This window comes from Antiquaquibacter soli, from assembly GCF_030580675.1.
GTDB lineage: Bacteria > Actinomycetota > Actinomycetes > Actinomycetales > Microbacteriaceae > Rhodoglobus > Rhodoglobus soli.
Genome location: NZ_JAUQUB010000002.1, coordinates 151,007 through 174,242, shown reverse-complemented (window position 1 = coordinate 174,242; position 23,236 = coordinate 151,007). Strand labels below are relative to the sequence as shown.

Here is a 23,236-nt window from a genome sequence, read left to right as displayed (position 1 = left end):
GGGATTAGGCCTCCCGGCTCCTGCGGGTCAGGGCGAGCACGAGGCCGAGGATGACGAGGCCGAGGGCTCCCCCGAGCGCCGGGAGCGTCGTCATCAGGCCCGTGAGCGCGAGGCCCGCGGGGATGTAGCGGTAACCGTCATCGAGGGTGTCGTCACCGCACTCCTCGGTCCCCACCACCGTCACGTCGACGATGCCCGTCCCCGGCGGCGCGACGGCGACGATGGTGGAGTCGTCGATCACCTCGAACTCGAGCGCCGGGGTCGTGCCGAAGAACACTCCCGTCGCGCCCGTGAAGCACGAGCCGGTGATCGTGACGATCGTGTTGCCCGACTCGGGACCGTGGTCCGGGTCGACGTCGTCGATGCTCGTCGCCGGCAGATAGGTGAAGGTGAGCGGCGCCGAGTTGCCGTTGGGGTGCAGCACTCGCACCTCGGCGGGTCCGACCTCTCCCGGCGGCGTGATGAGCGTGATCGTCTCGTCGTCGACGACAACGACGTTGAGCGCGGCCACCCCGTCGAACGTCACTCCCGTCGCACCGGTGAACCCGCTGCCCGAGACGAGCACCGCGGTCCCGCCCGTGTGCGGTCCCGAGTCAGGGACGAGGCTCAGGATGACCGGGGCGTCGTCCGCGATGTACTCGAAGCCGTCCGGCACGACCTCGTTGCCGCCGCACGAGACGGAGCCGAGGATCGTGACATCCACGAACCCGGGGGTTCCGGGCGGGGTGACGACGGTGATCGTCGTGTCGTTCACCACCACGAAGCTCGTGCCCGGGACCCCGTCGAACAGCACTCCCGTCGCACCGGTGAAGCACGTCCCGGTGATCGTCACGTCCGTGCCGCCGGCCTCCGGACCGAAGTCGGGGTCGATCTCGGTGACCGAGACGAGCGGCGTGTACGTGAAGTCCTCCGGGCCGGAGTTCCCGTCCGGGTGGAGCACGATCACGCCGACCAGGCCGGGGGCGTGCGGCGGGCTCGTGACCGTGATCTGGGTGTCGCTGTCGACGGAGAACACGGTGCCGGCGATGCCGTCGAAGGTGACCCCGGTGGCACCGGTGAAGCCGGTGCCGGTGATCGTCACCACGGTGCCGCCCGACTCCGGGCCGTTGTCGGGCGTCAGCCCGGTGATGACGGGAGCGTCGTCGGCGACGTAGGTGAAGCCGTCGGGCACCGTCTCGTCGCCACCGCACGCGAGGCTGCCCTGGACCACGACGTCGACCGCGCCCTCCGCGTGGGGCGGGCTCACCACGGTGATCGTCGTGTCGTTGACGACCACGAAGCTCGTGCCCGCGACTCCGTCGAAGGTGACCCCGGTCGCCCCGGTGAAGCACGTGCCGGTGATCGTGACAGGTGTGCCGCCCTCGGTGGGCCCGAAGTTCGGGTCGATGTCGGTCACCGACACGAGCGGCGTGTACGTGAAGTCGGCCGGCTCCGAATTGCCGTCGGGATGCACGACCACGACATCCACGGTCGCGGGCGCGTGCGGCGGGCTCGTGACCGTGATCTGCGTGTCGCTGTCGACCGAGAACACGGTGCCGGGCGTGCCGTCGAACGTGACCCCGGTCGCTCCCGTGAATCCGGTGCCGGTGACGGTCACGACCGTGCCGCCGGACTCCGGACCGTTGTCGGGGTCGATTCCCGAGATCGAGGGCACCGCGGCCGCGACGACGTTGGGACCGACGCTCGCCGAGGCGACAGTGAGCTCGAGCGCCTCGCCCAGCGGGCCGGATGCCTCAGGCAGCAGCTGCAGTCGGAACGCCGTCTCGGTGAACAACTGCTCCGCGACCGGGGGCTCCGGGTCCTGGTTGTTGACCGTGAGGAGCAGCACGTCGTCGAGGAGCAGCAGCAGCGGGTTGACGCCCTCGAGCACGGGGTCGACGACCTCCGTCTGAAGGTCGGCGACGAGAGTAGCGATCGTGCCGGTCGTGTCGTCGAGCAGCGGGTCGAGCAGGTCCTGCACGGCGGGCTCGAGGAGCGCTTCGGTGAGGCCGCCGACCGGCACCGCTCCGAGTGCGGTGACCGTGTACGTCCCGTCGCCGGCGAGGATCTCGTCGATGGTGCCGCCGACGCTGACGTTGGCGAGCGGGACGAACCCGACACCGAGGTCGATCGTGAGGTCGACGTCGACGTCGACCGTCGCCGCCCCGAGCGCGGTCTCGACGGCCGTCTCGATGTCATCCGCCAGCAGCCCGAGTCGCGTCGAGATCGCGGTCGTGATCGCCGACAGCTGTGTGCTCGTGAGGATGTTCGTGTTCGGGTCGAGGTCGTTGAGCGTGCCGCCGTTGAGCACCTCGAGGTCGACGATGATGTCGCCCGTGGTGAGGTCGAGGCTGATGCCGCTGCCCGCGTCGAGGGTGCCGAGGTACGGGGCGACCACGGTGTCGAGGTCGACGGTGATCGAGGCATCCGCCGTGCCCAGTCCGAGGAGGCCGAAGACGCTGTCCGCGACGTCGAAAACGCCGTCGACGAGGGAGCCGTCGGGCCCGGTGAGGTCGTTCACGTCGGACTCGACCGCGTCGAGGAGGAGCCCGATCTCGTCGGAGAGTCCTGCGACCGTGTTCGAGTTGATGGTGAGCGTCGAACCCGCGATCTCGTAGTCGCCGACGGGGGTGCCGCCGTTGTCGGCCGTGGCGCTCGCGCTCGTCGCTTCGAGCGCGAGGGTGAGGTTCGCGAGCTCCGCGGCGAAGGTCGCGCCGAGGACGTCGGACAGGTCGAGGGTCATGGGGCTGGGAACATCCCCGGGGTCGACTTCGCCGACTCCGATGGCGCCGTCGCTCGCGACGAGTCCGGATGCTCCGACGGACGAGCCGTCGGCCTCTGCCTGGGCGAAGGACGTCAGCGCCCCCGCGTCGGCGACGTTCAGCGGGATCTGCAGACCGCCGCCGATGTCGATCGCGAGCGACTGCAGAACCGTCGCATTGAGAGCGTTGTTCTCAGTCTGCGTCGCCTGGGTTCCGTCGTTGTCGGCGGCGGCCGACCCGATCTCCGCGAGCTGAGTCGGAGTGAGCGAGTTCAGGAGCGAGCCCGAGAGGTAGGTGCCGGTGGCGTGGGACTCGTCACCGGGGGCCGCCTGAACGGCGATCACCCCCGTGGTGAACGAGGCGAGGAGTCCTGCCGCGAGAGCGGCGAGGGCCCGGAGCCCGAAACGGGCAGGTCGAACAGATCGTGAACGCGACATTGCGAATCCCCCAAATAACGAACAGCGGTTATTTGGCTGACTGACCGAGTCGGGCTCGGGGGGCCCTAACTTCCCCCCGGAGGCTGGTCGGGCCTCGGTGACTCAGGCATACGGATCCTCAACCTGCCCTCACGCTAAACCGCGGGATCGCGCAATCGGTACCCCTAGACACGGCGCGTCCGAGTGCGCTATAAAAATCCGCCTCACTTCGCGGGACGTGTCGCACCCTCGCCATCGTCACCCTGTACTCCGTGGGCGACATCGACCGGCGCGGCCTCGGGGTGCGTCGGCACCGCCGTCGCGATCGGATCCGGCCTCCGCCGGGTCACGAGGTACGAACCGGCGAGCACGAGCGCGAAGCCCACGATCGTCCACACGGTAACCCGCTCGCCGAGAAACAGCACGCCGGCCAGGATCGCCACCGCAGGGTTCACGTACGTGATCGCGGTCGCGCGCACCGGACCGATCTCGGAGACGAGCGCCACGAGCAGCACGAAGGCCAGGGCACTGCAGACCACCGCCAGCACGACGACCGCGACCACGACCTCCGTCGACGGCATCGCGGTCGGCCAGCCGCCGGAGAGCAGCACGACGGGAACGTAGACCACGGCGGCGAGGGCGAGGGACACCGCGGTGATGCCGACACCGGGGAGGTCCGGCATCCAGCGCGACAGGATCGCCGGCCCGAGCGCGTAGCCGACGACGACCACCGCGATCTCGGCGACCGCGATCAGGTCGGAGCCCGCGACGTCGAGCCCCACGAGGGCGGCGACGCCGAGCATCCCGACGACGATGCCGAGCCAGTTGCCTCCCGTGAGCTTCGCGGGACGGCCCATGAGGAACGCGATGCCGACCCCCGCGAGCGGCACCGCCGCGATGAGGAGGCCCGCCGTCGAGCTCGGGAGCCGCTGCTCCGCCGAGCTCAAGAAGTACCACGGCACGATGATCTCGACGACGGTGTAGATGAGCACCGGTCGCCAGCGCCTCAGCACCGGCAGCACCTGCTTGCGGTACAGCGCGAGCGGCAGGAGAAGGATCGCGGCGAGCGCCGAGCGGCCGAGCACGACCATCGCGGGCTCGAGCTCGCTCACCGCGACCTTGATGAACAGGTACGGGATGCCCCACGCGACGCCGAGGGCGAGGAACAGGATGAGGCCACGGCGAGTCATCCGATCATTCTGGACCCGCCCGCCGACGCGCGGCGCAGATTGGCAGGAGTCCGACGACGGGTGGCCGCTAGCCCTCGTCCTCGGTGCGGAACCCGACGAGCTTGTGCGTGCCGTCGCAGTACGGCTTGATCGTCGAGACCCCGCACCGGCACAGCGCGACGGTGCGCCGGTGCGGCTCCGAGCCGTCGTCGAGTCGGAAGTCCCCGCGCACCAGGAGCGGTCCGTTCGGGCACGGCGTGATCGTCACCGGCACCCCCGACGCCGCGCCCGTCACGCCGGCGTCCGCAGGGACGACTCGCCGCGCTCCCACGCGGCGAGCATGTGCTCCCCCACGAGCCCGTCGACGTGGAGGCACGCCGCCGCACCGAACACGATGTCGGGGATGGTCTCCGGGTCGTCCTCGGCGAGCCCGCCGGCCAGGTCGCGGCCCGCGATCTGCTCGTGCACCGCGTCGGCCTCGACGTGCTCCTCGAAGTAGTCCACGACCTCCTCGGCGAACCCGAGCCGACGGAAGCCGTCCGCGTACTTGCGGCACGGGATCGACGAGGTCATCTCGTAGGCGGCGAGGTGGCCGACGATCGCCCCGCGCAGGCGGCGGTGCAGGCCGAGCAACGACATGAGGTTGAGCGACGCGAGGGTGAGGGCGGGCACCACGTCGACGTAGGCGCCGTACCGGGAGTCGAGCCCCGCGGCATCCATCGCCCTCGCGAAGATCGACTGGTGCATCCGCGCCGGCCTGCCCGCGCCGTACTCGTCCGACTGGATCTCGACGAGCGCGACCTTCGCCCGCCCGGAGAGGCGCGGAATCGCCCACGAGTGCGGGTCCGCCTCCTTGAGCGTGTAGATCGAGCGCTGGATGAGCGACTCCACGGCCTGCTCGCGCGTCGCCTTCTTCGCGAGGTGGCGCGACAGGCTCGGCCCCGACTGCACACCCGTCATGCGGAACAGCAGATCCGGGATGCCCGCCGCCCCCTGCTGCTCGTCGGGCACCGGCACCTGGGCGCGGAGGTCCCCCTCGAACCGCTCCTCGAGCGCCGCGCGGCCGGAGAGCAGCTCGGGGTGCCACTCCCACTCCCCCCGCACCCACTCCGCCGGGCCGTAGTGGAGTCCGTAGAGGAGGAACAGCGACAGTTGGAGATCGTCGTCGCGCAGCGCATCGGGTGAGATGCGCGCCGCGGCGCGAGCGAGATCGGCCCATGCAGCACCGTCGTCGGGCGAGCCGGTGAGCACCTGGATGAGCCGCTCCGACACGGGGCCTCGCGCCTGCGGTCGAAGGTCGGCGGCGGGCGGGGCATCGGCGATCATCGTCATACGGCCGACGCTAACCCGGCGAACCGCGAGCGGGGAGGTGGTTGACAGCCCCGTCGGGCCGGGCTAGCCCGAGGTCGTCGACAGGCCGATCGCCGCCCACGAGAGCGGGGGAAGGGTGACACGCAGCATCCCGTCGACGACGCTCGTCCCGAGCGGGCGCATGCCTACCCGCTCGGGGGTCTCCAGGTCGTTGGCAGCGTGTCGGTCCTCGTCCCACAGGACGGAGGCCTCGGTGACGGCGACCTCGCCCCACGCGCTCAGGTCGACCTCGAGCTCGACGGGCTCGGCGGTGCCGCGGTGCTGCACGAAGAGGGCGGCGGCCGAGCCATCCCGCGTCGCGACCGCGTCGATCGACGGCACCGAGCCGTACCGGGCGGTCTCGACCGGCTCGCTCGCGACGGCCACTCGAACCGCCTCACCGCGGGCGAGGCGGGACGCGAGGGAGAACGGGAAGAACGTGGTCTGCCGCCACGCGATGCCGCCGGGCTCCGTCATGATCGGTGCGATCGCGTTCACGAGCTGGGCGAGCGAGGCGCTGGAGACGCGGTCGGCGTGCTTGAGCAGCGAGATGAGGAGTCCCCCGAAGACGACGGCGTCGGTCACCGAGTAGCGGTCCTCGAGCAGTCGCGGCGCGACCGGCCAGTTGTCGATGCCCTGGATCTTCTCGACGTTCTCGAACCGCGACTGGTACCAGACGTTCCACTCGTCGAACGAGATGTCGATCTTCTTGTCACTGCCGCGCACCGCCCCCACGTGGTCGGCCGTCGCGACAACGACCTCGATGAACCGGTCCATGTCGACGCCCGAGGCGAGGAAGCTCGCGACGTCGCCGTCCTTCTCCTCGTAGTAGGCGTGGCAGGAGATGTAGTCGACCTCGTCGTAGGCGTGCGTGAGAACCACGCGCTCCCACTCGCCGAAGGTCGGCATCGAGGCGCTCGACGACCCGCACACGACGAACTTCAGACTGTCGTCGATGAGGCTCATCGCGCGCGCCGTCTGCGCGGCGAGCTTTCCGTAGTCGTCGGCCGAGCGGTGGCCGACCTGCCAGGGTCCGTCCATCTCGTTGCCGAGGCACCACATGTCGACGGCGAAAGGCTCGTCGCGACCGTTCGCGCGCCGACGCTCCGAGAGCTCGGTACCACCGGGGATGTTCGTGTACTCGAGGAGCTCGATCGCCTCGGCGATCCCCCGAGTGCCGAGGTTGACCGCGAGCATCAGGTCGCTTCCGACGAGGTCGAGCCAGTCGGCGAACTCGTGGAGGCCCACCTGGTTCGTCTCGGTCGAGTGCCACGCCGGGTCGAGGCGCCGAGGGCGCTGCTCGCGCGGACCCACCGAGTCCTCCCACTTGAACGCGGACACGAAGTTGCCCCCCGGGTAGCGAATGGTGCTCACCCCGAGCTCGCGCACGAGCTCGACCACATCCCGGCGGAAGCCGTCCTCCCCTGCCGTCGGATGACCGGGCTCGAAGATGCCGTCGTAGATGTGGCGGCCCAGGTGCTCGACGAAGCCGCCGAAGAGGCGGCGGCGGATAGCGCCGATCGTCGACGCCGGGTCGACGGTCAGTCTCGCGGTGCTCATGCGTGTCCTTCGAAGGTGGGGTGGATGCCGCGGGCGTGGCGGCGGAAGCGATCGACGAGGGGAGTGGGGACCCGGGTGAGCCCGTCCGACGTCTCCTCGAGCGAGTAGAGGCCCATGGTGAGCTGGTGGTCGGCCCGGGGGTTCTCCGAGTGGCGCCACGTCCACTCGTACATGTCGAACAACGGCCACCACGTGTAGGCGACGACGTCGACACCCTCGGCGCGCAGGCGGTCGATGCACGCGACGGAGTCATCCAGCCACTCCGCCCGCTCCTCAACGGAGCCCGTGACGCACGTCTCGGTGAGCGCGACGGGAGCTCCGTACCGGGCGGCCGCCGCGCGCAGCAGCTCCTCCAGCCCTGCGGTGCCGTCGTCCCGCACGGGTCGGGGGTCGGCGAACCCGCCCCCGTGCCGCTGCCCCTCCAGCAGCAGCTCGGTGGAGTGGCGCGGGTAGTAGTTCACGCCGACGACGTCGGGCTGCACAGCGCCCCGCCGCAGCTGCTCGAGCACATCGTCGGTCGCGCCGTTCTCGGCGAGGAAGCGGGCGAGCGGATGCTCCGGCCCGCCGCGCCCCGTCGCGAGATCCTCGACGAGCCACACCTGCTCGCGCAAGTGCTCGATCTCGGCAGCGCGAGACTCGTGCCCGTCGTAACGCATCCCCGCATCGACGTGCACGAAGGTCGCCCGGTCGCCGAGCACCTCGGCGATGCCGCGCTGCGTGAGCTGGAACCCGCGCGCGAGCTGCGTACTCATCGTCACGAGCCCCGGGGCCCCCGAGAGGTAGGGCGGCCAGTACGCGTACTGACCGCTGAACAAGGCATGGATCATCGGCTCGTTCACCGGGGTGTAGTCGGTCACCGTGTCGGCGTAGCGCTCCGCGACCGCGACCCCGTATTCGGCGACGCGCTGCGGGTAGTCCGGGTTCGCGAACTGGCGATCGAGCCACACAGGCGTGCCGTAGTGGAGCAGGTCGACGACGGGCCGCAGCTCGAGCTCGGCGAAGCGCGCGAACACGGCATCGAGCCACGACCAGTCGAAGCAGCCCGGTTCCGGGTTGACCCGGTGCCACGGGATGCCCCAGCGGAGCATCCCGGCACCCGACTCGGCCGCGAGGCGGAGGTCGTCGCTGAAGAACCGGTAGTGCTCGGTCAGCTCGTACTCGTCGATCGGCCGCTCGCCGGGGCCTCCCTGCGGCACGAAGGTGTCCTCGATGCCCAGGGCGAAATGCAGGGCACCGTCTCGGAACCATTTGTCGCCGGTCATTTGAGTCCCGTCGTCGCGATGTTGTCGATGAAGCGGCGCTGTACGAAGAGGAAGCCCACCACGAGCGGGAGCACCGCTATGAGGGAGCCCGCCATCATGACGCCGTAAGGGATGATCCCGCCCGGCCCGGTGAGGAGGGTCAGGCCCGAGGTGATGGTGCCCATCTCCGCCTGATTCGTGAACACGAGCGGCCAGAGCAGATCGTTCCAGTTGTTGACGAACGTGAAGACGCCGAGCGTCATCAGTGCGGGGACCGCGTTCGGCAGAACGATGCTGCGGAAGATGCGGAACTCGCTCGCGCCGTCGATGCGCGCCGCGTTGTCGAGGTCGAGGGGAAGCGCGAGGAAGAATTGCCGCAGGAGGAATATGCCGAACGCGTCGGCCGCGCGGGGGGCTATGAGACCCGCAAACGTGTTGATCCACCCGAGCTCCGCAACGAGCTGATAGACGGGGATGAGCGTGGCCTGGAAGGGGATCATGAGACTCGCGATGATGGCGATGAGCAGCACCTTGCGGCCGCGGAAGTCTATGCGCGCCAGAGCATATGCGGCGAGCGAGTCGAAGACGAGCGCGAATAGCGTGACCCCGCCGGCGAAGATCACGCTGTTGATCGCCAGTCGACCGAAGGGCAGCTCGGTCACGATTCGCCCGAGGTTGTCGAGCGTCCAGTTCGTCGGCGCGAGCGTCGGCGGGTAGGCGTTGACCTCGGCGTTCGGCTTGAACGCGGTGAGCACGATGATCGCGATGGGCAGCAGCACGAGCGCGGTGACGACGAGCATCCCGAGCAGGGCGGCGATCGAGCCGGGACGGATGCGCCGGCGCGCGGCGAGCGTGCCGCTCACGTGAGATCCTCCTCTCGCCGCCCGAAGAACACGAACTGCACGAGGCTCAGCAGCAGCGTGCCGATCAGGAGCACGTAGGAGAGCGCTGAGGCGAACCCGAGCTCGAGCTTGCGGAAGCCGGACTCGTAGATCTCCATGACAATCGTCTGGGTGTGACCGTAGGGGCCTCCCCCGGTCATGACGTAGATCTGGTCGAAAGCCTGGAACGAGGCGATGAGCGCGAAGGTCAGCACGAAGGCGAACGTGTTGGAGAGGAGGGGCACCGTGATGTTGGCGAAGCGGCGGAGGGGACCGGCCCCGTCGACTTTGGCTGCCTCGTAGAGCGAGGCGGGGATGTCCTGAAGCCCCGCGAGGAAGATGACCATGTAGAACCCGAAGTTCTTCCAGACCGCGACGAGGGCGACGGCCGGCATGGCGAGCGACGGGTCCTCCAGCACGTCGCCGAGCTGCACGCCGAGACCCTGCAGCCAGTAGTTGAGGAGCCCCAGTCGAGGGTCGAGCAGATACGACCAGGCGAACGCGCCGACCGCGAGCGAGACGATGAAGGGCAGGAAGAGGGCCGTGCGGAAGAACCCGCGGAACGGCAGATTGGGGCTGTTGAGCACGAGCGCGAGCAGGAGCGCGCTGATCACGGCGGTCGGCGTGAAGAGCACGGTGTACCAGAGCGTGTTGAGCACGGCGTCGCGGATATCCGGGTCGGTGAACACCCGGACGTAGTTGTCGAGTCCGACGAACTCCTCGGCGCCGAACCCGCTCGCATCGGTGAAGGAGAGACGGAAGGCCGAGATCATCGGCCATGCGACGAACGCGCCGAGGATGACGAGCGCCGGCGCGAGGAACGCGAGAGCGGTGAGGCTCCGGCGTCGCCCGGCGGCTGACCCTCGTCGACCGCCGAGGGGAGCGGGCGGGCGGTAGGCCCGCGCTGGGGTTGCAGTCATGGTTCCTGAAGGTAGGGCCGGGGGCGGCTCATGGACAGCCGCCCCCGGCCGGTGGGATCGTGCTACTCGAGCGCGGACTCGACCTTGGCCTGGGCATCCTGCAGCAGCGACGCGATGTCGTCGCCCGCCATCGCCCGCTGGGTGAGCTCGTCGAGGGCCGCCAGCACATCGGTGCTGTTGACGACACCGGCGAGCAGCGGCCGCGTGAACGACGTGTACTGCGAGAGCGTGGCGACGGTCGGGTTCTCGGCGACCGCGTCGGCCGGGATGCTCGAGCGCAGCGGAGGCCAGCCCGAGCCGAGCGACCACGCCACGGAGTTGTCATCATCGAGGAAGTACGCCAGGAACTTCTCCGCCGCGTCGATCTTCGCCTGGTCGCCCTGGTCGGTCACCGACAGGGTGAGTCCGATCGCGGACGCCGCCTGGGCCTCCGGGCCCGCCGGGATCGGCGCGATTCCGTAGTCGATGCCTGCATCTGCGGCGATGAATGTCATCCAGGGTCCGCCGAAGGTCATCGCGGCCTTGCCCGAGCTGAACACGCTGTCGGCCTCGATGCCGTCGACACCGGTCGGCGAGATCTTGTCGACGGCGATCGCCTGGTGCCAGAAGGCGAGCGTGTCGGCGTTCTCCGGCGAATCGATGACCGCTGAGCCGTCGGAGACGATGTCGCCGCCCCCGCCCCACAGCAGCGAGGGCCACACGCCGTTGCCGACCGTCGCGTGGTCAGGGATCACGACGCCGTAGCGCTCGGGAGTGCCGTCGCCGTTCTCGTCCACGGTGAGCTTCTTCGCGGCCTCGACCCAGCCAGCCCAGTCGGTCGGCGCCTCAGCGATGCCCGCGGCCTCGAAGGCCGCCTTGTCGAAGTAGATGGCGAGCGGGACGAATCCGATCGGGATGCCGTAGCTCGTGCCATCGACGACCGTCATCTCCTTGGCGCCCTCGACGACGTCCTCCGCGTTGTTGGCGGGGTCCGCGTAGAAGTCGGTGAGGTCGACGAAGGCCTTCTTCGAGGCGTACGCCGGGAAGCGCTCGGCCGGCATCGCGACGAGGTCGGGACCGGTCTTCGAGGAGAGCGCGGGGAGCAGGGTGTCGTCGATGACATCCCAGGTGTTGATCTCCGTGGTGACGACGACGTCGTCCTGGCTCGCGTTGAAGTCGTCGACGATGCCCTGCAGCACGTCGCCGTCGGCCTCGGTGTAGCCGTGCCAGAACGTGAGCTCGACGGGGCCGTCGCTCGGGGTGTCGCCGGCCGAGCAGCCAGCGAGCGCGAGGCCGGCGACGGCGAGAGCCGCGACGGCCGCGAGGGGAGTGCGTGTCATGGTGTGGGTCCTTTGTTCATGCGGGACTTCGGTGTCTGCATGGGCGTCTGCGCGCGCTGCGTCGGCCCGATTTACAACGTTGTAACACCGACAGTAAACGCGCTGTGTGCGCGGTTGTCAAGTCGCGGTCACGCCAGCGGGTCGGTGGACTCGCGCGCGACGATGCCGAAGTGCGAGCGGATCTGCTGCGGCGGCCGCGTGTCGGCGCCCTGGATGCGCTCGAGCAGCAGATCCACCGCAAGGCGAGCGATCTCGCGCCGACCGGGGTCGACGGTCGTCAGGCTCGGCAGCGAGTACTGCGCCTCGTCCACGTCGTCGAAGCCGATGATAGCCACCTGCTCCGGCACTCGGAACTCCCGCTCCCGCAGCACGCGCAACGCGCCGAGGGCGAGCTCGTCGTTGAGCGCGAAAACGGCGTCGAAGCTCACCCCGCGGTCGAGCAGTCGGCGCATCGCCTCCGCCCCGTTGCGTCGGTGCCACGGGCCGGCATCCACGACGAGCGCATCGTCGTACGGGATGCCCGCCGCCTCGATCGCCGACCGGTACCCGCTCAAGCGCAGCCCGGCCGAGCCGATGACCTCGCCCTCGTGGGCGCCGATCACCGCGATACGACGACGGCCCCCGGCCAGGAGGTGCTCCGTCGCGGCCCGCGCGGCATCCACGTTCTCCATCGTCACGTGGTCGACGGGGCCGTCGAAGATCCGCTCGCCGAGCAGGACAAGCGGGAAGTCGACGGCCAGGACGCCCGCATCCTCGTTTCCGAGGCCAAGAGGGCTGAAGAGCAAGCCGTCGGTCATCTGCCGTCGCGCACCGTGCAGGGCCTCGAGTTCGCGGCGAGGGTCTCCCCCGGTCTGCTCGATGAGCACCACGGTCTCCCGCTCCTCGGCGACGGTGATCACCGCGTCGGCGAGTTCGGCGAAGTAGGCGAGGCTGAGCTCCGGCACGGCGAGGCCGATCGCGCCCGTCCGGCCCGATCGGAGGCTTCGCGCCGAGCGGTTGGGCCGATAGCCCAGCCGCTCGATCGCGCTCTCCACCTTGGCGCGGGTGTCGGCGGCGACGTGCGGATGATTGTTGATGACGTTGGAGACCGTCTTGAACGAGACGCCCGCCAGGTCGGCGACATCGCGGAGGGTGACCGTCATGGTGGTCAGACTAGCAACGTTGTAACCCCATGAGCGCTACGCGCTGCGCGCCCGACTGGCAACCCCCTGCGCGTACGGATGCCCCGGCCCTAGGGTCGAGGCATGCGCAAGTACATCTTCTCCTCGAACGTGCTCGGCTCGCTGTTCGGAGCGGTCGGAGTCATCCAGGCCACCCGCCGGGGTCCCCGGGACTGGCGCCTCATCGCGATGTGGGTCAGCTGGGGGCTCACCCTCGCGGTCGCGATCGGCACCGTCGCGGAGAACGCCCGGACGGGTGAGCTCGAGCGCTAGGACGTCGCGCCCGCGAGTCCCTCGTCGCCCGAGCCGCCCGAGCCACCTGAGCTGCCGGCGCTCGACGGCTTGACCCGGTCGACCGCGTCGGCGAGCGTCTCGCCGACGACGGGCACGTTCTTGCGGACCGTCGACTGCACGTCGCTCACGCGCCGCTGAACGTCCGGCCGCCCCCACGCGTCGAGCGCCTTGTCCTTCACATCGTCGATCACCTTGCGCCCCTGGGGCGTCATCGCGAACACGATCCCTGCGAGCGCTCCGAGAAGCAGCAGCCCTCGTGACTTCATCATGTGTCTTCCTCCTTCGTGGTGTGCTCGACGCTACGTCGGGCTCCGCGGAGGAACGAGGGGTTGACAGGCGGCGCGGGTAGGCTCGGAGCATGAGCGACTCCGGCCACCTGCTCGCTGCGATCCGAGAGAGCGGACTTCTCGAATCGCCCGAGGCGCGCGATGGTGCGGTGACCGGTCGCGCCCACCTCGCTGCAGCGGTCGCGGATGTCGACGTCGTCGTCGATCCGGACGACGAGCCGGCCCACCCGGCGGCCCTCGTGGCCGCGGTCTCGCGCATCCTCGACATCACCGAGAGCGAGTGGACCGCGATCATCGACGAGGTCGCCGCCGAGATCGAAGACGCGGTCGGCGACGACGAGGTCGCCGAGCCGGTGGACCTCCGGGCCGACCTGGCCATCTCGACCATCGCTGTGTTCCCGGATGCGACGCTCCTGTCGTTCTCGGCGCCGCGCCAGTTCCCCGACTCGGCGATCCGCGTCCAGCTCGACGAGGACTTCGCCGTCGACGACCTCTCGGTCGACCCGATCAGCGAGGACTGACCGAGTCCCAGAAGTCGGCGAGCACGTCGGCCGTCAGTGCCGGGTTCTCCGTGTTCGGGCAGTGGCCGGCATCCGGGATGACCGTGAGCCGGGCATCCAGGTCCGCGGCCATCTCGCGCTGGAGCTCCTGCGGCCACGCGTCGTCCGTCACACCGAAGGCGACGTGGGCGGGGATGCCGGTCGCCGCCGCCTCGGCGACGAGCGACGGGGCGGTCATGAGCTCGCGCGCGTGGACCTCGAGGGAGCGCGGGTCGGTTGCGAGCCAGCGCCGCTTGAGCATCTCGGGGTCGGCTTCGCCGCGGGCCCAGGCCTCCCGGTCGCCGATCCAGCTCTCCGCCATCGTCTTCGATCCCACCTCGGCGATGATCGCCTCGTAGTTGCCACGGCGGGGGTTCGCGCCCGGGCCGCTGCACAGCAGCGTGAGCGACGCCCAGCGCCCGGGGTCGTCGACCACGGCACGCTGGGCGATGAGCCCGCCGAAGGAGTGGCCGAGCAGGTGCGGTCGCTCGATGCCGAGCGCGTCGGCGAGCGCTGCGGTGTCCGCGGCGAGCGCGGGCACGCGGTAGGCGGCCTCGTCGGCGGAGTGCGACGACTCGTGCTGGCCTCGGTTGTCGAAGGTCACGACGCGGTACCCGCGCTGCGCGAGCAGCGGTCCGAGGGGCGCGAAGTCATCCTTGCTGCCGGTGAACCCGTGCACGAGGAGGGCGTCGCCGCGGTGCTCGGTGGTGGCGGCCGGATCGAACACGATGACCGCGAGCGGTGCGCCAGTGACGTCGAGGAGCATGGTGTTCAGCCTAGAGCGGCGCGCGCGGCCCGCTCGGCCAGGGTGGCGAACGCCTCGGCGAGCGCGACCGGTCGAGGGTCGCTGAGGGGTGCGTCGAAGCGGGCGAAGGACGCCGCGAGTCCCGCCCACGACCATGACGCGAGTTCGACGCGGCACCTCCGCTCGCCGATCGCCTCCACGACGCCGTCGCCGCCGCTGACGAACGGGGCGACCTCGCGCGCGGGCAGGTCGAGCACGACGCTGCCGCGGCACGGCCACTCGGGCGTCGTCGAGCCCCGGAACCGCGCCGTCACGAAGGCACGGACATCCCCGCCGGGCAGGTCGCGCCGGGCGAACCGCGCGCCGCGGGCGGACTTCGGCGTGATGCGGTCGGCCCGGAAGATGCGCCACTCGTCGTGCTCCAGGTCCCACGCGACGAGGTACCAGCGGCCGCCCGTTGTGACAAGGGAGTACGGTTCGGCGCGGCGCGGGGCACGAGCATCCCTAACTTCGCCGTAGTCGAAGCGCAGCACCTCGCTCGCGCGGATCGCCTCGGAGACAGCAACGAGCACGGTCGCATCAACGGATGCCCCGGCCGGCCCCATCGTCGTGACCTCCAGTGAATCCAGCCGATGCCGTACCCGCTCGGGCAGCACCTGCCGCAGCGCGCCGAGCGCTCGGAGCGCGGGCTCCTCGACGCCCGCCCCGGCGACGGACGCGGCGCGCAGGGCCACCGCGATCGCGACGACCTGCTCGTCGTCGAACAGCAACGGGGGAACGGTCGACCCGGGCTCGAGGCGGTAGCCGCCGTCGGGCCCCTTCACCGCCCGGATCGAGTAGCCGAGGTCTCGGAGCCGGTCGACGTCGCGCCTCACGGTGCGGGCGCTCGTGCCGAGCCGCTCGGCGAGGGCGGCACCGGACCAGTCCCGCCGAGTCTGCAGGAGCGAGAGCATCCGGAGCAGTCGTGAGGTCGGTGTGGTCATGGCCCGAGGCTACGCGAAGTGGAGGACACGATCTGACCGCTACTGGCGGAACAGTGGTGCTCGACGCGCACGAGGCGCGGCCCGACAAGGAGCAGTCATGACCATCACCACGACCACCCATCTGAACTTCCGCGGCGACGCCCGCGCGGCGCTCGACTTCTACCGGAGCGTCTTCGGCGGAGAGCTCGCAGCGCTCACCTACGCGGACGCCCACAACGTCTCCGAACCGACCGAGGCCGACTGGATCATGTGGGGTCAGGTCGCCTCCGAGGAGGGCTTCCGGGTCATGGCCTACGACGTGCCCTCCCACACGGCTTACGAGGCCGGCGTCATCCCGGTATTCGTGTCCGTTCGCGGCACCGACGCCACGGAGCTCACGCGCTACTTCGAGGGCCTCGCCGAGGGAGGCGAGGTCGTCGTGCCGATCGCGCCCGCGGCGTGGTCGCCGCTGTACGGGATGCTCCGAGACCGCTTCGGCGTCACGTGGGTGCTCGACCTCGAGGCGAGCTGGTAGCCGAGTGCGGGGCCGCCGTCACCTAGCGGCGGCCTCCCACTCGCGCCGGAGGTACTTCGGAGCCTGGACCCGCCACGCCTCCCTCGCGACGAGCGCGCGGATGTCGGCGAGCGTGGCGGCCATGCGCCCGAGAGCACGGGCTGCGGCCGACGGCGGTCTCAAGCAAGGTCGGTCACGAACGGGGCACCCGTCACGCTCCGCACAGCATCCACCGTAACGCCGGGGCCCAGCGCGCACAGGCGCAGACCGGACTCGGTGACATCGAATACGGCGAGATCAGTGATGATGCGGTCGACGCAGGCAACCCCGGTGAGCGGGAGCGTGCACTCGGCGACGACCTTGGGACTGCCGTCCTTGGCCACGTGCTCCGTGAGGACGATGACGCGACCGGCGCCCACCACCAGGTCCATGGCACCGCCCATGCCCTTGACCATGGCACCCGGTACGGTCCAGTTGGCGAGATCCCCGCCGCCCGAGACCTGCAACGCCCCGAGAATTGCCTGGTCGATGTGACCGCCGCGGATCATGGCGAAGGAAGTGGCCGAGTCGAAGAAGCTCGCTCCCGGGAGAGTGGTAACCGTCTGCTTGCCCGCGTTGATGAGGTCTGGGTCTTCCTCGCCCTCCCACGGGAACGGGCCCATCCCGAGGAGCCCGTTCTCGCTGTGCAGGGTGACCCGGATGCCCGAGGGCACGTGGTTGGCGACGAGCGTCGGGATGCCGATCCCCAGGTTGACGTAGTCACCGTCCCTCAGCTCCCGTGCCGCGATGGCCGCCATCTCATCCCGAGACCACCCCATCGTCAGCTCCTGCTCCGAGTAGTCGTCTTCTCGATGTGCTTGTGGCGACTGGTGCGGATCACCCGCTGGACGAAGACGCCCGGGGTGACGACGGAATCGGGGTCGAGGAACGCACCCTCGAGCACTTCGACTTCGGCCACGGTGACTCGGCCCGCCGTGGCGACGAGCGGATTGAAGTTGCGGGCGGTCGCGCGGTAGGCCAGGTTGCCCTCTCGGTCTCCGCGATGTGCGTGCACGAGGGCGAGGTCAGCGACGATGCCTCGCTCGAGAACGTGGGCACGCCCGTCGAACTCCATCGTCGGCTTTCCAGCCGCCCAGGAGGTGCCGACGCCCGCGCGGGTGTAGAAGCCTGCGATTCCCGCCCCGCCCGCTCGTAATCGCTCGGCGAGCGTGCCCTGCGGCGAGAATTCAACCTCGAGACTGCCGTCGAGGTAGGACTGCGCGAATCTGCGGTTCTCCCCGACGTACGACGCGACGACTCGGCGCACCTGGCCGCTATCGAGAAGCACGCCGAGCCCCACGCCGTCGATGCCCATGTTGTTGGAGACGATCGTCAGCTCCCGGACGCCGGACCGGCGGACGGCGTCGATGAGGTCTTGAGGGATGCCGCTGAGCCCGAATCCGCCGACGGCGATAGTGATCCCGTCCTTGAGTACGCCGGCGAGGGCGGTGTCTGCGTCGTCGCTGATCTTGCCGGAACCCGCGTGGCGGATCGCCCTCACCCTCGAGGTCATCTGCGCACTCCCTTTCGTCTCAGTGCATTGACTTTAACTTAACCGGTTCGATAAATTCCCCGCGACGGGCTCGACGAGCGGGCCCGAGACATGAAGGGGCAAGTGGATGAAGCTGAAGAGGGCCGGCATGGTCGCCGGCGCGCTACTACTGACAGGGACGCTGGCGCTCACGCCGATCGCATCCCAAGCCCTCCCTGGGCCCACATTCACGGTGGACCTGCGGACCTCGGGCAAGACGTACGAGAACACGTTCTCCAACCTCCTGGCGTGGAGCAACGACCACTGGTGGTCTACCGGCGCCTCGAGCATCTCCTCGAGCTACTACTCGACCTACTACCCGGAGCTCGAGGAGGTGCAGCTCCTCTTCATCACGGGCGGGTGCTACACGGGCTACACGAATCCCATCACGTGCGGTCCCGCGCGCGACCCGTTCGTGGACCCCACCGATACGTCGACGATGACGGACTACGACTTCGACAGCATCATGACGGGCCTCGACAACATCGTCCGGAGCGGCCTGACACCGTACCTGAAGATCGGCAGCCAGCCGATCAAGTACTCGTCCTCGCCGAAGATCGGCGTGTTCGGAACGAACACCGCGCCGCCAGCCAACTACACCACGTACTACAACTACCTGCGCGCGCTCGTGAGTCGGGCCGTGACCGAGTTCGGCGCGACCGAGGTGCGCAGCTGGCGCTGGGGGGTGCTCACCGAGTACGACAACCGCGACCAGTTCGAGCACCCGGATGGGACTGCAGCGAGCACGAAGGTCGCCTACTTCAAGCTGTACGACTGGTCCGCCAAGGCTCTCGAGGATGAGCTCGGCGCGGGCAACGTCAAGATCGGCGCGCACGCCCAGGGCAACATCGGCGGGTTCTGGGATTACCGCGAACTGCTCGACCACGTGACGACAGGCACGAACTACGCCACGGGCGGCACCGGGTCCCCGATGGACTACATGAGCATCTCGTTCTACGACAATTCGCCCACGAGCCTCACCAACTTCGCGAACACGCTGGCCACCCTGCGAGCGAAGATCGATGCGGTGGGCTTGAACGGCCTCGAGATCGGTATCGACGAGGGCAGCATGTTCGCGCCTGACGGCGACCCCAACGGCGACCTGTCGACGAGCTTCCAGTCCGCGTTGCACGCTTGGCGGTACCAGTTGGCCACGGACTACGACCTGTCGTGGTGGGGCCGTTGGGGACTCAGCACTGATGGCGTGTACTCGTACTCCGAGCCCGTCATCGTCAACCCCACCGTCACGAACCTCGGCAAGCTCGTCAAGCGGATGTCCGGTTCCCAGCAGCTCGCTGTGAGCTATGCGGGAACACCGTCCGACAACACCAACCAGGTCGGCTCCTACTCAGGCTACGACGCGTCAACGGACACGCTCTACGTCATGGTGTTCAACCGGAACAACAGCCCGACGTCGACGAGCTCCGAAACCGTCGAGGTCAACCTCACCAATATCGCGAACTCCTCGCCGGTGGCGACGAAGTTCCTCATCGACGACACCCACTCGAACTTCTTCCCCACCTGGGCCGCCAACCGCGCCGCCCAGGGCTACGGGGCTTCGGACTATCGAGTGGGCGCCTCGTTGTACAACTGGCTGCTGCCGGATGTGCTCACCACCCCGGCGGCGGCGAGCTACTGGAACAGCCAGAAGAGCACCTACGCGTCACTGTCGGCTCTGAATGAGCTGTCGGCGTCGAGCAACGTGACCTTCACGTCGACGACGGCGAAGATCACGGTGACCATGCCGCCTCAGGGCGTGGCGCTCTTCAAGGTGACGGGGGTCACCCCGATCCCGTAGCACGGGCCGGTGGAGGGAGCGGACGCATCCCTCCACCGGCATCGCCGGTTACACGAACCGGTGCTCCTGGCGCCCCAGTCCGTCGATCTCGACGGCGCAGACATCCCCCGCGGTCAGATAGGGGAACCGCCCGGACAGGGCGACTCCCTCGGGGGTTCCGGTGAGCACCACGTCGCCCGGATCGAGCCTCATGTACTGGCTGAGGTGTCGAACGAGGGCCGCGATTCCGAAGACCATGTCGCTCGACCGGCTGTCCTGCCGAGGCGAGCCGTTGACCCAGCTGCGCAGCCCGACTTCGCTCGGATCGAACTCGTCGGACGTGGTGACCCAGGGGCCCAGCGGGGTGAATCCGGGGGCCGCTTTCCCCTTGGACCACTGACCGCCGGACTCCTCGAGCTGGAAGCGCCGCTCGGATACGTCATTGGCCAGCACGTACCCGGCGACGCACGAGAGAGCGTCCTCGTCGGTGTCGAGCGAGTGGGCGCTCGCGCCGATGACGACGCCGAGTTCCACCTCCCAGTCCGTCCGGGTCGCTCGGCGCGGGAGGGGGACGTCGTCGAAGGGGCCACCGATCGTGTTCGGCGGTTTGAGGAACATGACGGGCAGCTCAGGGGGCGGTGATCCCGACTCGGCCGCGTGGGCGGCGTAATTCATCCCGATGCACACGACGACGCCCGGCCGAGCGAGGGGGGCGCCGATGCGCAATCCTGCGGCACCGGGCAGTGGAGCGAGGATGCCCCGGTCGAGCGCATCCCGCACCCGCCGGGCGCCCCGCTCCCGCCAGAAGGCCGCATCGATGTCGGAAGTGACGGGCCGAAGGTCGAACGCAATGCCGTCAACGAGCGCTACCGGGATCTCCTCGCCAACGGCTCCCAGCCGAGCCAGCCTCACGAGTCATCCCGCCGGGCTCCGAACGCTCCCTCGACGGCGTGGCGGTACCGCTCGGCAGCGTCGGAGTCGTGCGAGGCGAAGCCCCTTCCGGACTTGACCCCGAGCTGTCCGCGGAGAACGAGTTCGTCGACCTCGTCGGCGCACTCGTGGCCGCTCGCAAGGTCGGGCACGAGCCTGCGCAGCACTCGGGCCCACACATCGAGCCCGCCCTGATCCATCACTTCGAAGCACCCCGCCGCGGACCAGCGTGGACCGAGACCCGTAGTGAGCACCCGGTCGATGTCCTCCGCTGATGCGACTCCGCGCGCCCGGAGGTGCATCGCCTCGCGGATGAGGGCGGCCTGCAACCGGTTGGCGACGAGACCGTCCACCTCTCGCTGGAGCCGCACTACCGACTTGCCCGTGGCGCGCAGCATCCTGATTACCGTCTCCACGGCGTCGCGATCGGTCGACTCGGCCGGGACGACCTCGACAAGGGGGACGACGTCGGCGGGGTTGAAGAAGTGGGCGAGGAGCAGTCGACGGCGTTGGGCGGGCGAGGTTGCGAGACCGGAGGGCAGGAAGGTCGATGTGGTGGAGGCGATGATCGCTTCGGGCACAATGCCCTCGAGGTAGCGGAGGAGCGTCCGCTTGGCCGACAGGTCCTCGACGATCGCCTCGATGATGATGTCCACTCCGCGTGCGGCGTCCGCCAAGTCGTTGTAGCGACGGGCGCCGGGTTCATCGGTGACGGGAGCCTCGTCGAACGACCTCAGATCGGTCACGGTGCCCCGGAGTGCGCGGACGATTCCGCGACCCATGGTCCCGAGCCCGATGACGAGGACCGATGCGGGATACGGGGCGCTCATGAGGCTTCGGCGAGAAGGTCGGCCTCGACGAGGAGCCCCGCGGGCAGACCCACGTAGACCGTGGTGCGCGCGGGATAGGGCTCGCTGAAGAACTCGCGGTATACGTCGTTGAGGATGCCGAAGTGGGCGGTATCGGTGAGGTAGACCCGCACGTGTCCGACGCGTTCCGGCACGCCGCCCGCCGCGGCAAGCGTCACGAGCAGGTTGCGGAAGGTCTGACGGGTTTGCTCCTCGATCCCGTTGGCCAGCGTGCCGTCGGGCAGGAATCCGGCTTGCCCCGAGCACATGATGAGTGATCCGATTCGGACGCTTTGCGAGTACGGGCCGGCGGGTGCCGGGGCCTCGGCGGTTCGGCCGACGATGATAGGTATGGTCATTTCTCCTCCAGGGACATGATAGACAAACCGGTTTATAAAGTAGTAGCCTTCTTGCCGCGGATGTGGATGCCCGCGACCATGAAGTAACGGGAGACTCAGAGGGAATCGGTGGAGCAGTCATACGCCAGGCACGGCGGGAAGTCGCCTCTCCGCTCTCTCATCCGCTCGACGGCGGCCTCTCTCGAGTCGCGGGTCGACGAGTGGGGCTACGCGCCCACTTCGCTCAGCGGGGCTTACTCGGGCATGTTCACCCGAGACGCCTCGATCCAGGCGATCGCGATGCTCGCGATCGGCCGGACGGACCTCGCCCGCCGCATCCTGGACTACACCGACCTGTTCGCCGACGATCGCGTCGCCCACGTGTGCCCGCCGCCACGAGTGGTCAGCGCACGCCCGGGCGACATCCAGCCCTGGGTCGATCCGAGCACCTTCCTCGAAGTCGCGGGAGTCAAGGCCGTCGCCGCCCAGTCGTTCCGGACCGGAGCGGGGCCGAGTCCCCGCCGGATCCTCGTTGCCCTGTCCGGCAACCTGCGCGCTGGCATGGCGATCGCTCGGCTGCACCGCGACGGCGCGAGCATCCCCCTGGCGGCGCCGCTGACCGCGGCCTCCACGACCGGATGGCTCGCCCTCGAGCTCCCCGAATCGTTGATCCTCGAGCCGGAGGCGGAGTACCGGCTCGAGCTGCGCACCGAAGGGGCCCTGGGAGAAGTGCGATGGGGGGCGAGCCGCACCCCGGGGGCCACCGACCGGCCGGCAGAGCAGCTGCGGCTGAATCTCGGCGGCTGGGTCACTACCGGCGTGCACGCGAGCCTCACGCTCGACGAGGAGCCCGCCGCCCTCGCGCCCGGTACCGCGCTGTCCGCGCTCTCGACGACCGGGGCGGTGCGCACGGTCCAACCCGATGCCGATGCCATGAACGCCCTCGCCCACGCACGCACCGCCGCGCTCGACGGCCGAGAAATCGACGGGGTGATCCGCCGCCTCCTCGCCGCCGTCGATGACCGCGACGACGCGACGGGCCTCATCATCAACCCGAATCTCGAGCACAGTCGTCGCAGCCACTACCTCACCACGATCGACCTCGTGACGAACGTCTTCGCCTCGCAGGCCTTCCACGAGCTGAGCGCGCTCGCCTCGAGGCCCGACCTGCGCCGGGCCGCTCGCGAGCAGGCCGACGCGCTGGCCGCGGCCATCCACGAGCACCTCGTCGTCGACGCGGGATTCGGTTCGACTTATGTCGAGCTCCTGTGGCTGCCTCTGGGCCGGCGCCGCATCGACGGGTTCTCGTGGGTGAGCCTCGCCCCCGTCGCGGCGGGATGGTTCGCGACCGACGACGGCATCCTCCGCCGCACCGTCGAGCGCTACCGCCGGGTCGCCTCGTCCGACTGGGACGGGCTCGAGATGCTCAACGTGCAGGACGACGACGACAGCGTGATCGGCAAGGGGCTGGCGTGGGAGATCGCCTACCTCCGCACCACCGGCGACCACGAGCGCCTCGAACGGATTGCGCGCTTTCTCGTGGACCGCTCGCCGGGCAGCCAATTCGCCGAGCAGTACAACCGAACCGGGACCAACGACCTCGGCAACCAGGAGCACGCCTCCTGGTTCGTCTGGGCGACCGCAGACCACGACCACCCCTGATCCATTGCGAAGG

The 23,236-nt window shown here is 69.4% G+C and carries 23 protein-coding genes; 5 read left to right on the top strand and 18 right to left on the bottom strand.

Annotated elements, in window-relative coordinates; all coding sequences use genetic code 11:
* Nucleotides 1-4 precede the first annotated feature (4 nt).
* From Q5716_RS10895 to Q5716_RS10850, 10 genes are all read right to left on the bottom strand, one after another.
* Nucleotides 5-3,178 carry an IPT/TIG domain-containing protein gene (locus Q5716_RS10895; protein ID WP_305003164.1) on the bottom strand — a complete coding sequence of 1,058 codons (3,174 nt, stop codon included), beginning with the start codon at nucleotides 3,176-3,178 and terminating at the stop codon, nucleotides 5-7.
* A 203-nt stretch (nucleotides 3,179-3,381) separates the two neighbouring features.
* Nucleotides 3,382-4,347, bottom strand: coding sequence for a DMT family transporter (locus tag Q5716_RS10890; protein ID WP_305003163.1), 966 nt, complete (start codon nucleotides 4,345-4,347; stop codon nucleotides 3,382-3,384).
* 67 nt (nucleotides 4,348-4,414) lie between these two features.
* Nucleotides 4,415-4,621, bottom strand: coding sequence for a CDGSH iron-sulfur domain-containing protein (locus Q5716_RS10885; RefSeq protein WP_305003162.1), 207 nt, complete (start codon nucleotides 4,619-4,621; stop codon nucleotides 4,415-4,417).
* The gene (locus Q5716_RS10880) at nucleotides 4,618-5,658 is read right to left on the bottom strand and encodes an iron-containing redox enzyme family protein (RefSeq protein ID WP_305003161.1); all 1,041 of its coding nucleotides are present in this window, start codon (nucleotides 5,656-5,658) and stop codon (nucleotides 4,618-4,620) included. The genes Q5716_RS10885 and Q5716_RS10880 overlap by 4 nt, the downstream gene beginning before the upstream one ends.
* A gap of 63 nt (nucleotides 5,659-5,721) precedes the next feature.
* Nucleotides 5,722-7,236, bottom strand: a complete 1,515-nt coding sequence (gene arfA, locus Q5716_RS10875) for an arabinosylfuranosidase ArfA (RefSeq protein WP_305003160.1) — start codon at nucleotides 7,234-7,236, stop codon at nucleotides 5,722-5,724.
* Nucleotides 7,233-8,498 (bottom strand): family 1 glycosylhydrolase, encoded by a 1,266-nt coding sequence (locus tag Q5716_RS10870; protein WP_305003159.1) that lies wholly within the window; start codon nucleotides 8,496-8,498, stop codon nucleotides 7,233-7,235. Before Q5716_RS10870 ends, arfA begins: the two co-directional genes overlap by 4 nt.
* Entirely contained in the window at nucleotides 8,495-9,340 is an 846-nt protein-coding gene (locus Q5716_RS10865; protein WP_305003158.1) for a carbohydrate ABC transporter permease, read from the bottom strand. The genes Q5716_RS10870 and Q5716_RS10865 overlap by 4 nt, the downstream gene beginning before the upstream one ends.
* Nucleotides 9,337-10,278 carry a carbohydrate ABC transporter permease gene (locus Q5716_RS10860; RefSeq protein WP_305003157.1) on the bottom strand — a complete coding sequence of 314 codons (942 nt, stop codon included), beginning with the start codon at nucleotides 10,276-10,278 and terminating at the stop codon, nucleotides 9,337-9,339. The genes Q5716_RS10865 and Q5716_RS10860 overlap by 4 nt, the downstream gene beginning before the upstream one ends.
* Nucleotides 10,279-10,340: 62 nt before the next feature.
* On the bottom strand, nucleotides 10,341-11,597 hold the full coding sequence (locus Q5716_RS10855; protein WP_305003156.1) for an ABC transporter substrate-binding protein: 1,257 nt from the start codon (nucleotides 11,595-11,597) through the stop codon (nucleotides 10,341-10,343).
* Nucleotides 11,598-11,725: 128 nt separating this feature from the next.
* Entirely contained in the window at nucleotides 11,726-12,739 is a 1,014-nt protein-coding gene (locus tag Q5716_RS10850; RefSeq protein ID WP_305003155.1) for a LacI family DNA-binding transcriptional regulator, read from the bottom strand.
* A 102-nt stretch (nucleotides 12,740-12,841) separates the two neighbouring features.
* On the opposite strand from Q5716_RS10850, the gene Q5716_RS10845 reads away from it, so the two are divergent.
* On the top strand, nucleotides 12,842-13,030 hold the full coding sequence (locus Q5716_RS10845; protein ID WP_305003154.1) for a hypothetical protein: 189 nt from the start codon (nucleotides 12,842-12,844) through the stop codon (nucleotides 13,028-13,030).
* On the opposite strand, the gene Q5716_RS10840 is transcribed toward Q5716_RS10845, so the two are convergent.
* Nucleotides 13,027-13,320, bottom strand: a complete 294-nt coding sequence (locus Q5716_RS10840) for a hypothetical protein (protein ID WP_305003153.1) — start codon at nucleotides 13,318-13,320, stop codon at nucleotides 13,027-13,029. The genes Q5716_RS10845 and Q5716_RS10840 overlap by 4 nt on opposite strands.
* An 89-nt stretch (nucleotides 13,321-13,409) precedes the next feature.
* Here Q5716_RS10840 and Q5716_RS10835 point away from each other — a divergent pair, with 89 nt between their 5' ends.
* Nucleotides 13,410-13,859, top strand: coding sequence for a cytochrome C5 (locus Q5716_RS10835; protein ID WP_305003152.1), 450 nt, complete (start codon nucleotides 13,410-13,412; stop codon nucleotides 13,857-13,859).
* Here Q5716_RS10835 and Q5716_RS10830 read toward each other — a convergent pair.
* Nucleotides 13,846-14,643 carry an alpha/beta fold hydrolase gene (locus tag Q5716_RS10830; RefSeq protein WP_305003151.1) on the bottom strand — a complete coding sequence of 266 codons (798 nt, stop codon included), beginning with the start codon at nucleotides 14,641-14,643 and terminating at the stop codon, nucleotides 13,846-13,848. The genes Q5716_RS10835 and Q5716_RS10830 overlap by 14 nt on opposite strands.
* Nucleotides 14,644-14,648: 5 nt before the next feature.
* Nucleotides 14,649-15,605: a helix-turn-helix transcriptional regulator gene (locus Q5716_RS10825; RefSeq protein ID WP_305003150.1), complete on the bottom strand. Its 957-nt coding sequence runs from the start codon at nucleotides 15,603-15,605 to the stop codon at nucleotides 14,649-14,651.
* A 97-nt stretch (nucleotides 15,606-15,702) separates the two neighbouring features.
* Between Q5716_RS10825 and Q5716_RS10820 the strand changes: the two genes are divergently transcribed.
* The gene (locus tag Q5716_RS10820) at nucleotides 15,703-16,119 is read left to right on the top strand and encodes a VOC family protein (RefSeq protein ID WP_305003149.1); all 417 of its coding nucleotides are present in this window, start codon (nucleotides 15,703-15,705) and stop codon (nucleotides 16,117-16,119) included.
* Nucleotides 16,120-16,277: 158 nt separating this feature from the next.
* On the opposite strand, the gene Q5716_RS10815 is transcribed toward Q5716_RS10820, so the two are convergent.
* Together Q5716_RS10815 and Q5716_RS10810 are read right to left on the bottom strand one after the other, a co-directional pair.
* Nucleotides 16,278-16,916: a CoA transferase subunit B gene (locus Q5716_RS10815; protein WP_305003148.1), complete on the bottom strand. Its 639-nt coding sequence runs from the start codon at nucleotides 16,914-16,916 to the stop codon at nucleotides 16,278-16,280.
* Between the two features lie 2 nt (nucleotides 16,917-16,918).
* The gene (locus Q5716_RS10810; RefSeq protein WP_305003147.1) at nucleotides 16,919-17,650 is read right to left on the bottom strand and encodes a CoA transferase subunit A; all 732 of its coding nucleotides are present in this window, start codon (nucleotides 17,648-17,650) and stop codon (nucleotides 16,919-16,921) included.
* Between the two features lie 106 nt (nucleotides 17,651-17,756).
* Here Q5716_RS10810 and Q5716_RS10805 point away from each other — a divergent pair, with 106 nt between their 5' ends.
* Nucleotides 17,757-19,466 carry a GH39 family glycosyl hydrolase gene (locus Q5716_RS10805; protein WP_305003146.1) on the top strand — a complete coding sequence of 570 codons (1,710 nt, stop codon included), beginning with the start codon at nucleotides 17,757-17,759 and terminating at the stop codon, nucleotides 19,464-19,466.
* A gap of 48 nt (nucleotides 19,467-19,514) precedes the next feature.
* On the opposite strand, the gene Q5716_RS10800 is transcribed toward Q5716_RS10805, so the two are convergent.
* The 3 genes from Q5716_RS10800 to Q5716_RS10790 are packed head-to-tail and all read right to left on the bottom strand — an operon-like array spanning nucleotide 19,515 to nucleotide 21,582.
* Nucleotides 19,515-20,357, bottom strand: a complete 843-nt coding sequence (locus Q5716_RS10800) for a fumarylacetoacetate hydrolase family protein (RefSeq protein ID WP_305003145.1) — start codon at nucleotides 20,355-20,357, stop codon at nucleotides 19,515-19,517.
* On the bottom strand, nucleotides 20,354-21,205 hold the full coding sequence (locus Q5716_RS10795) for a 3-hydroxyacyl-CoA dehydrogenase family protein (RefSeq protein ID WP_305003144.1): 852 nt from the start codon (nucleotides 21,203-21,205) through the stop codon (nucleotides 20,354-20,356). Before Q5716_RS10795 ends, Q5716_RS10800 begins: the two co-directional genes overlap by 4 nt.
* On the bottom strand, nucleotides 21,202-21,582 hold the full coding sequence (locus Q5716_RS10790; RefSeq protein ID WP_305003143.1) for a RidA family protein: 381 nt from the start codon (nucleotides 21,580-21,582) through the stop codon (nucleotides 21,202-21,204). The genes Q5716_RS10795 and Q5716_RS10790 overlap by 4 nt, the downstream gene beginning before the upstream one ends.
* A gap of 108 nt (nucleotides 21,583-21,690) precedes the next feature.
* Between Q5716_RS10790 and Q5716_RS10785 the strand changes: the two genes are divergently transcribed.
* The gene (locus Q5716_RS10785; protein WP_305003142.1) at nucleotides 21,691-23,223 is read left to right on the top strand and encodes a hypothetical protein; all 1,533 of its coding nucleotides are present in this window, start codon (nucleotides 21,691-21,693) and stop codon (nucleotides 23,221-23,223) included.
* The last annotated feature ends 13 nt before the right edge of the window (nucleotides 23,224-23,236 follow it).

What these genes read in the sequence shown, in the direction of transcription:
- Q5716_RS10805 (WP_305003146.1), top strand. Translation starts at nt 17,757, where the DNA reads ATGAAGCTGAAGAGGGCCGGCATGGTCGCCGGCGCGCTACTACTGACA.
- Q5716_RS10840 (WP_305003153.1), bottom strand. Translation starts at nt 13,320, where the DNA reads ATGATGAAGTCACGAGGGCTGCTGCTTCTCGGAGCGCTCGCAGGGATC.
- Q5716_RS10880 (WP_305003161.1), bottom strand. Translation starts at nt 5,658, where the DNA reads ATGACGATGATCGCCGATGCCCCGCCCGCCGCCGACCTTCGACCGCAG.
- Q5716_RS10830 (WP_305003151.1), bottom strand. Translation starts at nt 14,643, where the DNA reads ATGCTCCTCGACGTCACTGGCGCACCGCTCGCGGTCATCGTGTTCGAT.
- Q5716_RS10815 (WP_305003148.1), bottom strand. Translation starts at nt 16,916, where the DNA reads ATGGGGTGGTCTCGGGATGAGATGGCGGCCATCGCGGCACGGGAGCTG.
- Q5716_RS10825 (WP_305003150.1), bottom strand. Translation starts at nt 15,605, where the DNA reads ATGACCACACCGACCTCACGACTGCTCCGGATGCTCTCGCTCCTGCAG.
- Q5716_RS10890 (WP_305003163.1), bottom strand. Translation starts at nt 4,347, where the DNA reads ATGACTCGCCGTGGCCTCATCCTGTTCCTCGCCCTCGGCGTCGCGTGG.
- Q5716_RS10810 (WP_305003147.1), bottom strand. Translation starts at nt 17,650, where the DNA reads ATGACCTCGAGGGTGAGGGCGATCCGCCACGCGGGTTCCGGCAAGATC.
- Q5716_RS10870 (WP_305003159.1), bottom strand. Translation starts at nt 8,498, where the DNA reads ATGACCGGCGACAAATGGTTCCGAGACGGTGCCCTGCATTTCGCCCTG.
- arfA (WP_305003160.1), bottom strand. Translation starts at nt 7,236, where the DNA reads ATGAGCACCGCGAGACTGACCGTCGACCCGGCGTCGACGATCGGCGCT.
- Q5716_RS10795 (WP_305003144.1), bottom strand. Translation starts at nt 21,205, where the DNA reads ATGAGCGCCCCGTATCCCGCATCGGTCCTCGTCATCGGGCTCGGGACC.
- Q5716_RS10860 (WP_305003157.1), bottom strand. Translation starts at nt 10,278, where the DNA reads ATGACTGCAACCCCAGCGCGGGCCTACCGCCCGCCCGCTCCCCTCGGC.
- Q5716_RS10835 (WP_305003152.1), top strand. Translation starts at nt 13,410, where the DNA reads ATGAGCGACTCCGGCCACCTGCTCGCTGCGATCCGAGAGAGCGGACTT.
- Q5716_RS10820 (WP_305003149.1), top strand. Translation starts at nt 15,703, where the DNA reads ATGACCATCACCACGACCACCCATCTGAACTTCCGCGGCGACGCCCGC.
- Q5716_RS10850 (WP_305003155.1), bottom strand. Translation starts at nt 12,739, where the DNA reads ATGACGGTCACCCTCCGCGATGTCGCCGACCTGGCGGGCGTCTCGTTC.
- Q5716_RS10855 (WP_305003156.1), bottom strand. Translation starts at nt 11,597, where the DNA reads ATGACACGCACTCCCCTCGCGGCCGTCGCGGCTCTCGCCGTCGCCGGC.
- Q5716_RS10790 (WP_305003143.1), bottom strand. Translation starts at nt 21,582, where the DNA reads ATGACCATACCTATCATCGTCGGCCGAACCGCCGAGGCCCCGGCACCC.
- Q5716_RS10845 (WP_305003154.1), top strand. Translation starts at nt 12,842, where the DNA reads ATGCGCAAGTACATCTTCTCCTCGAACGTGCTCGGCTCGCTGTTCGGA.
- Q5716_RS10895 (WP_305003164.1), bottom strand. Translation starts at nt 3,178, where the DNA reads ATGTCGCGTTCACGATCTGTTCGACCTGCCCGTTTCGGGCTCCGGGCC.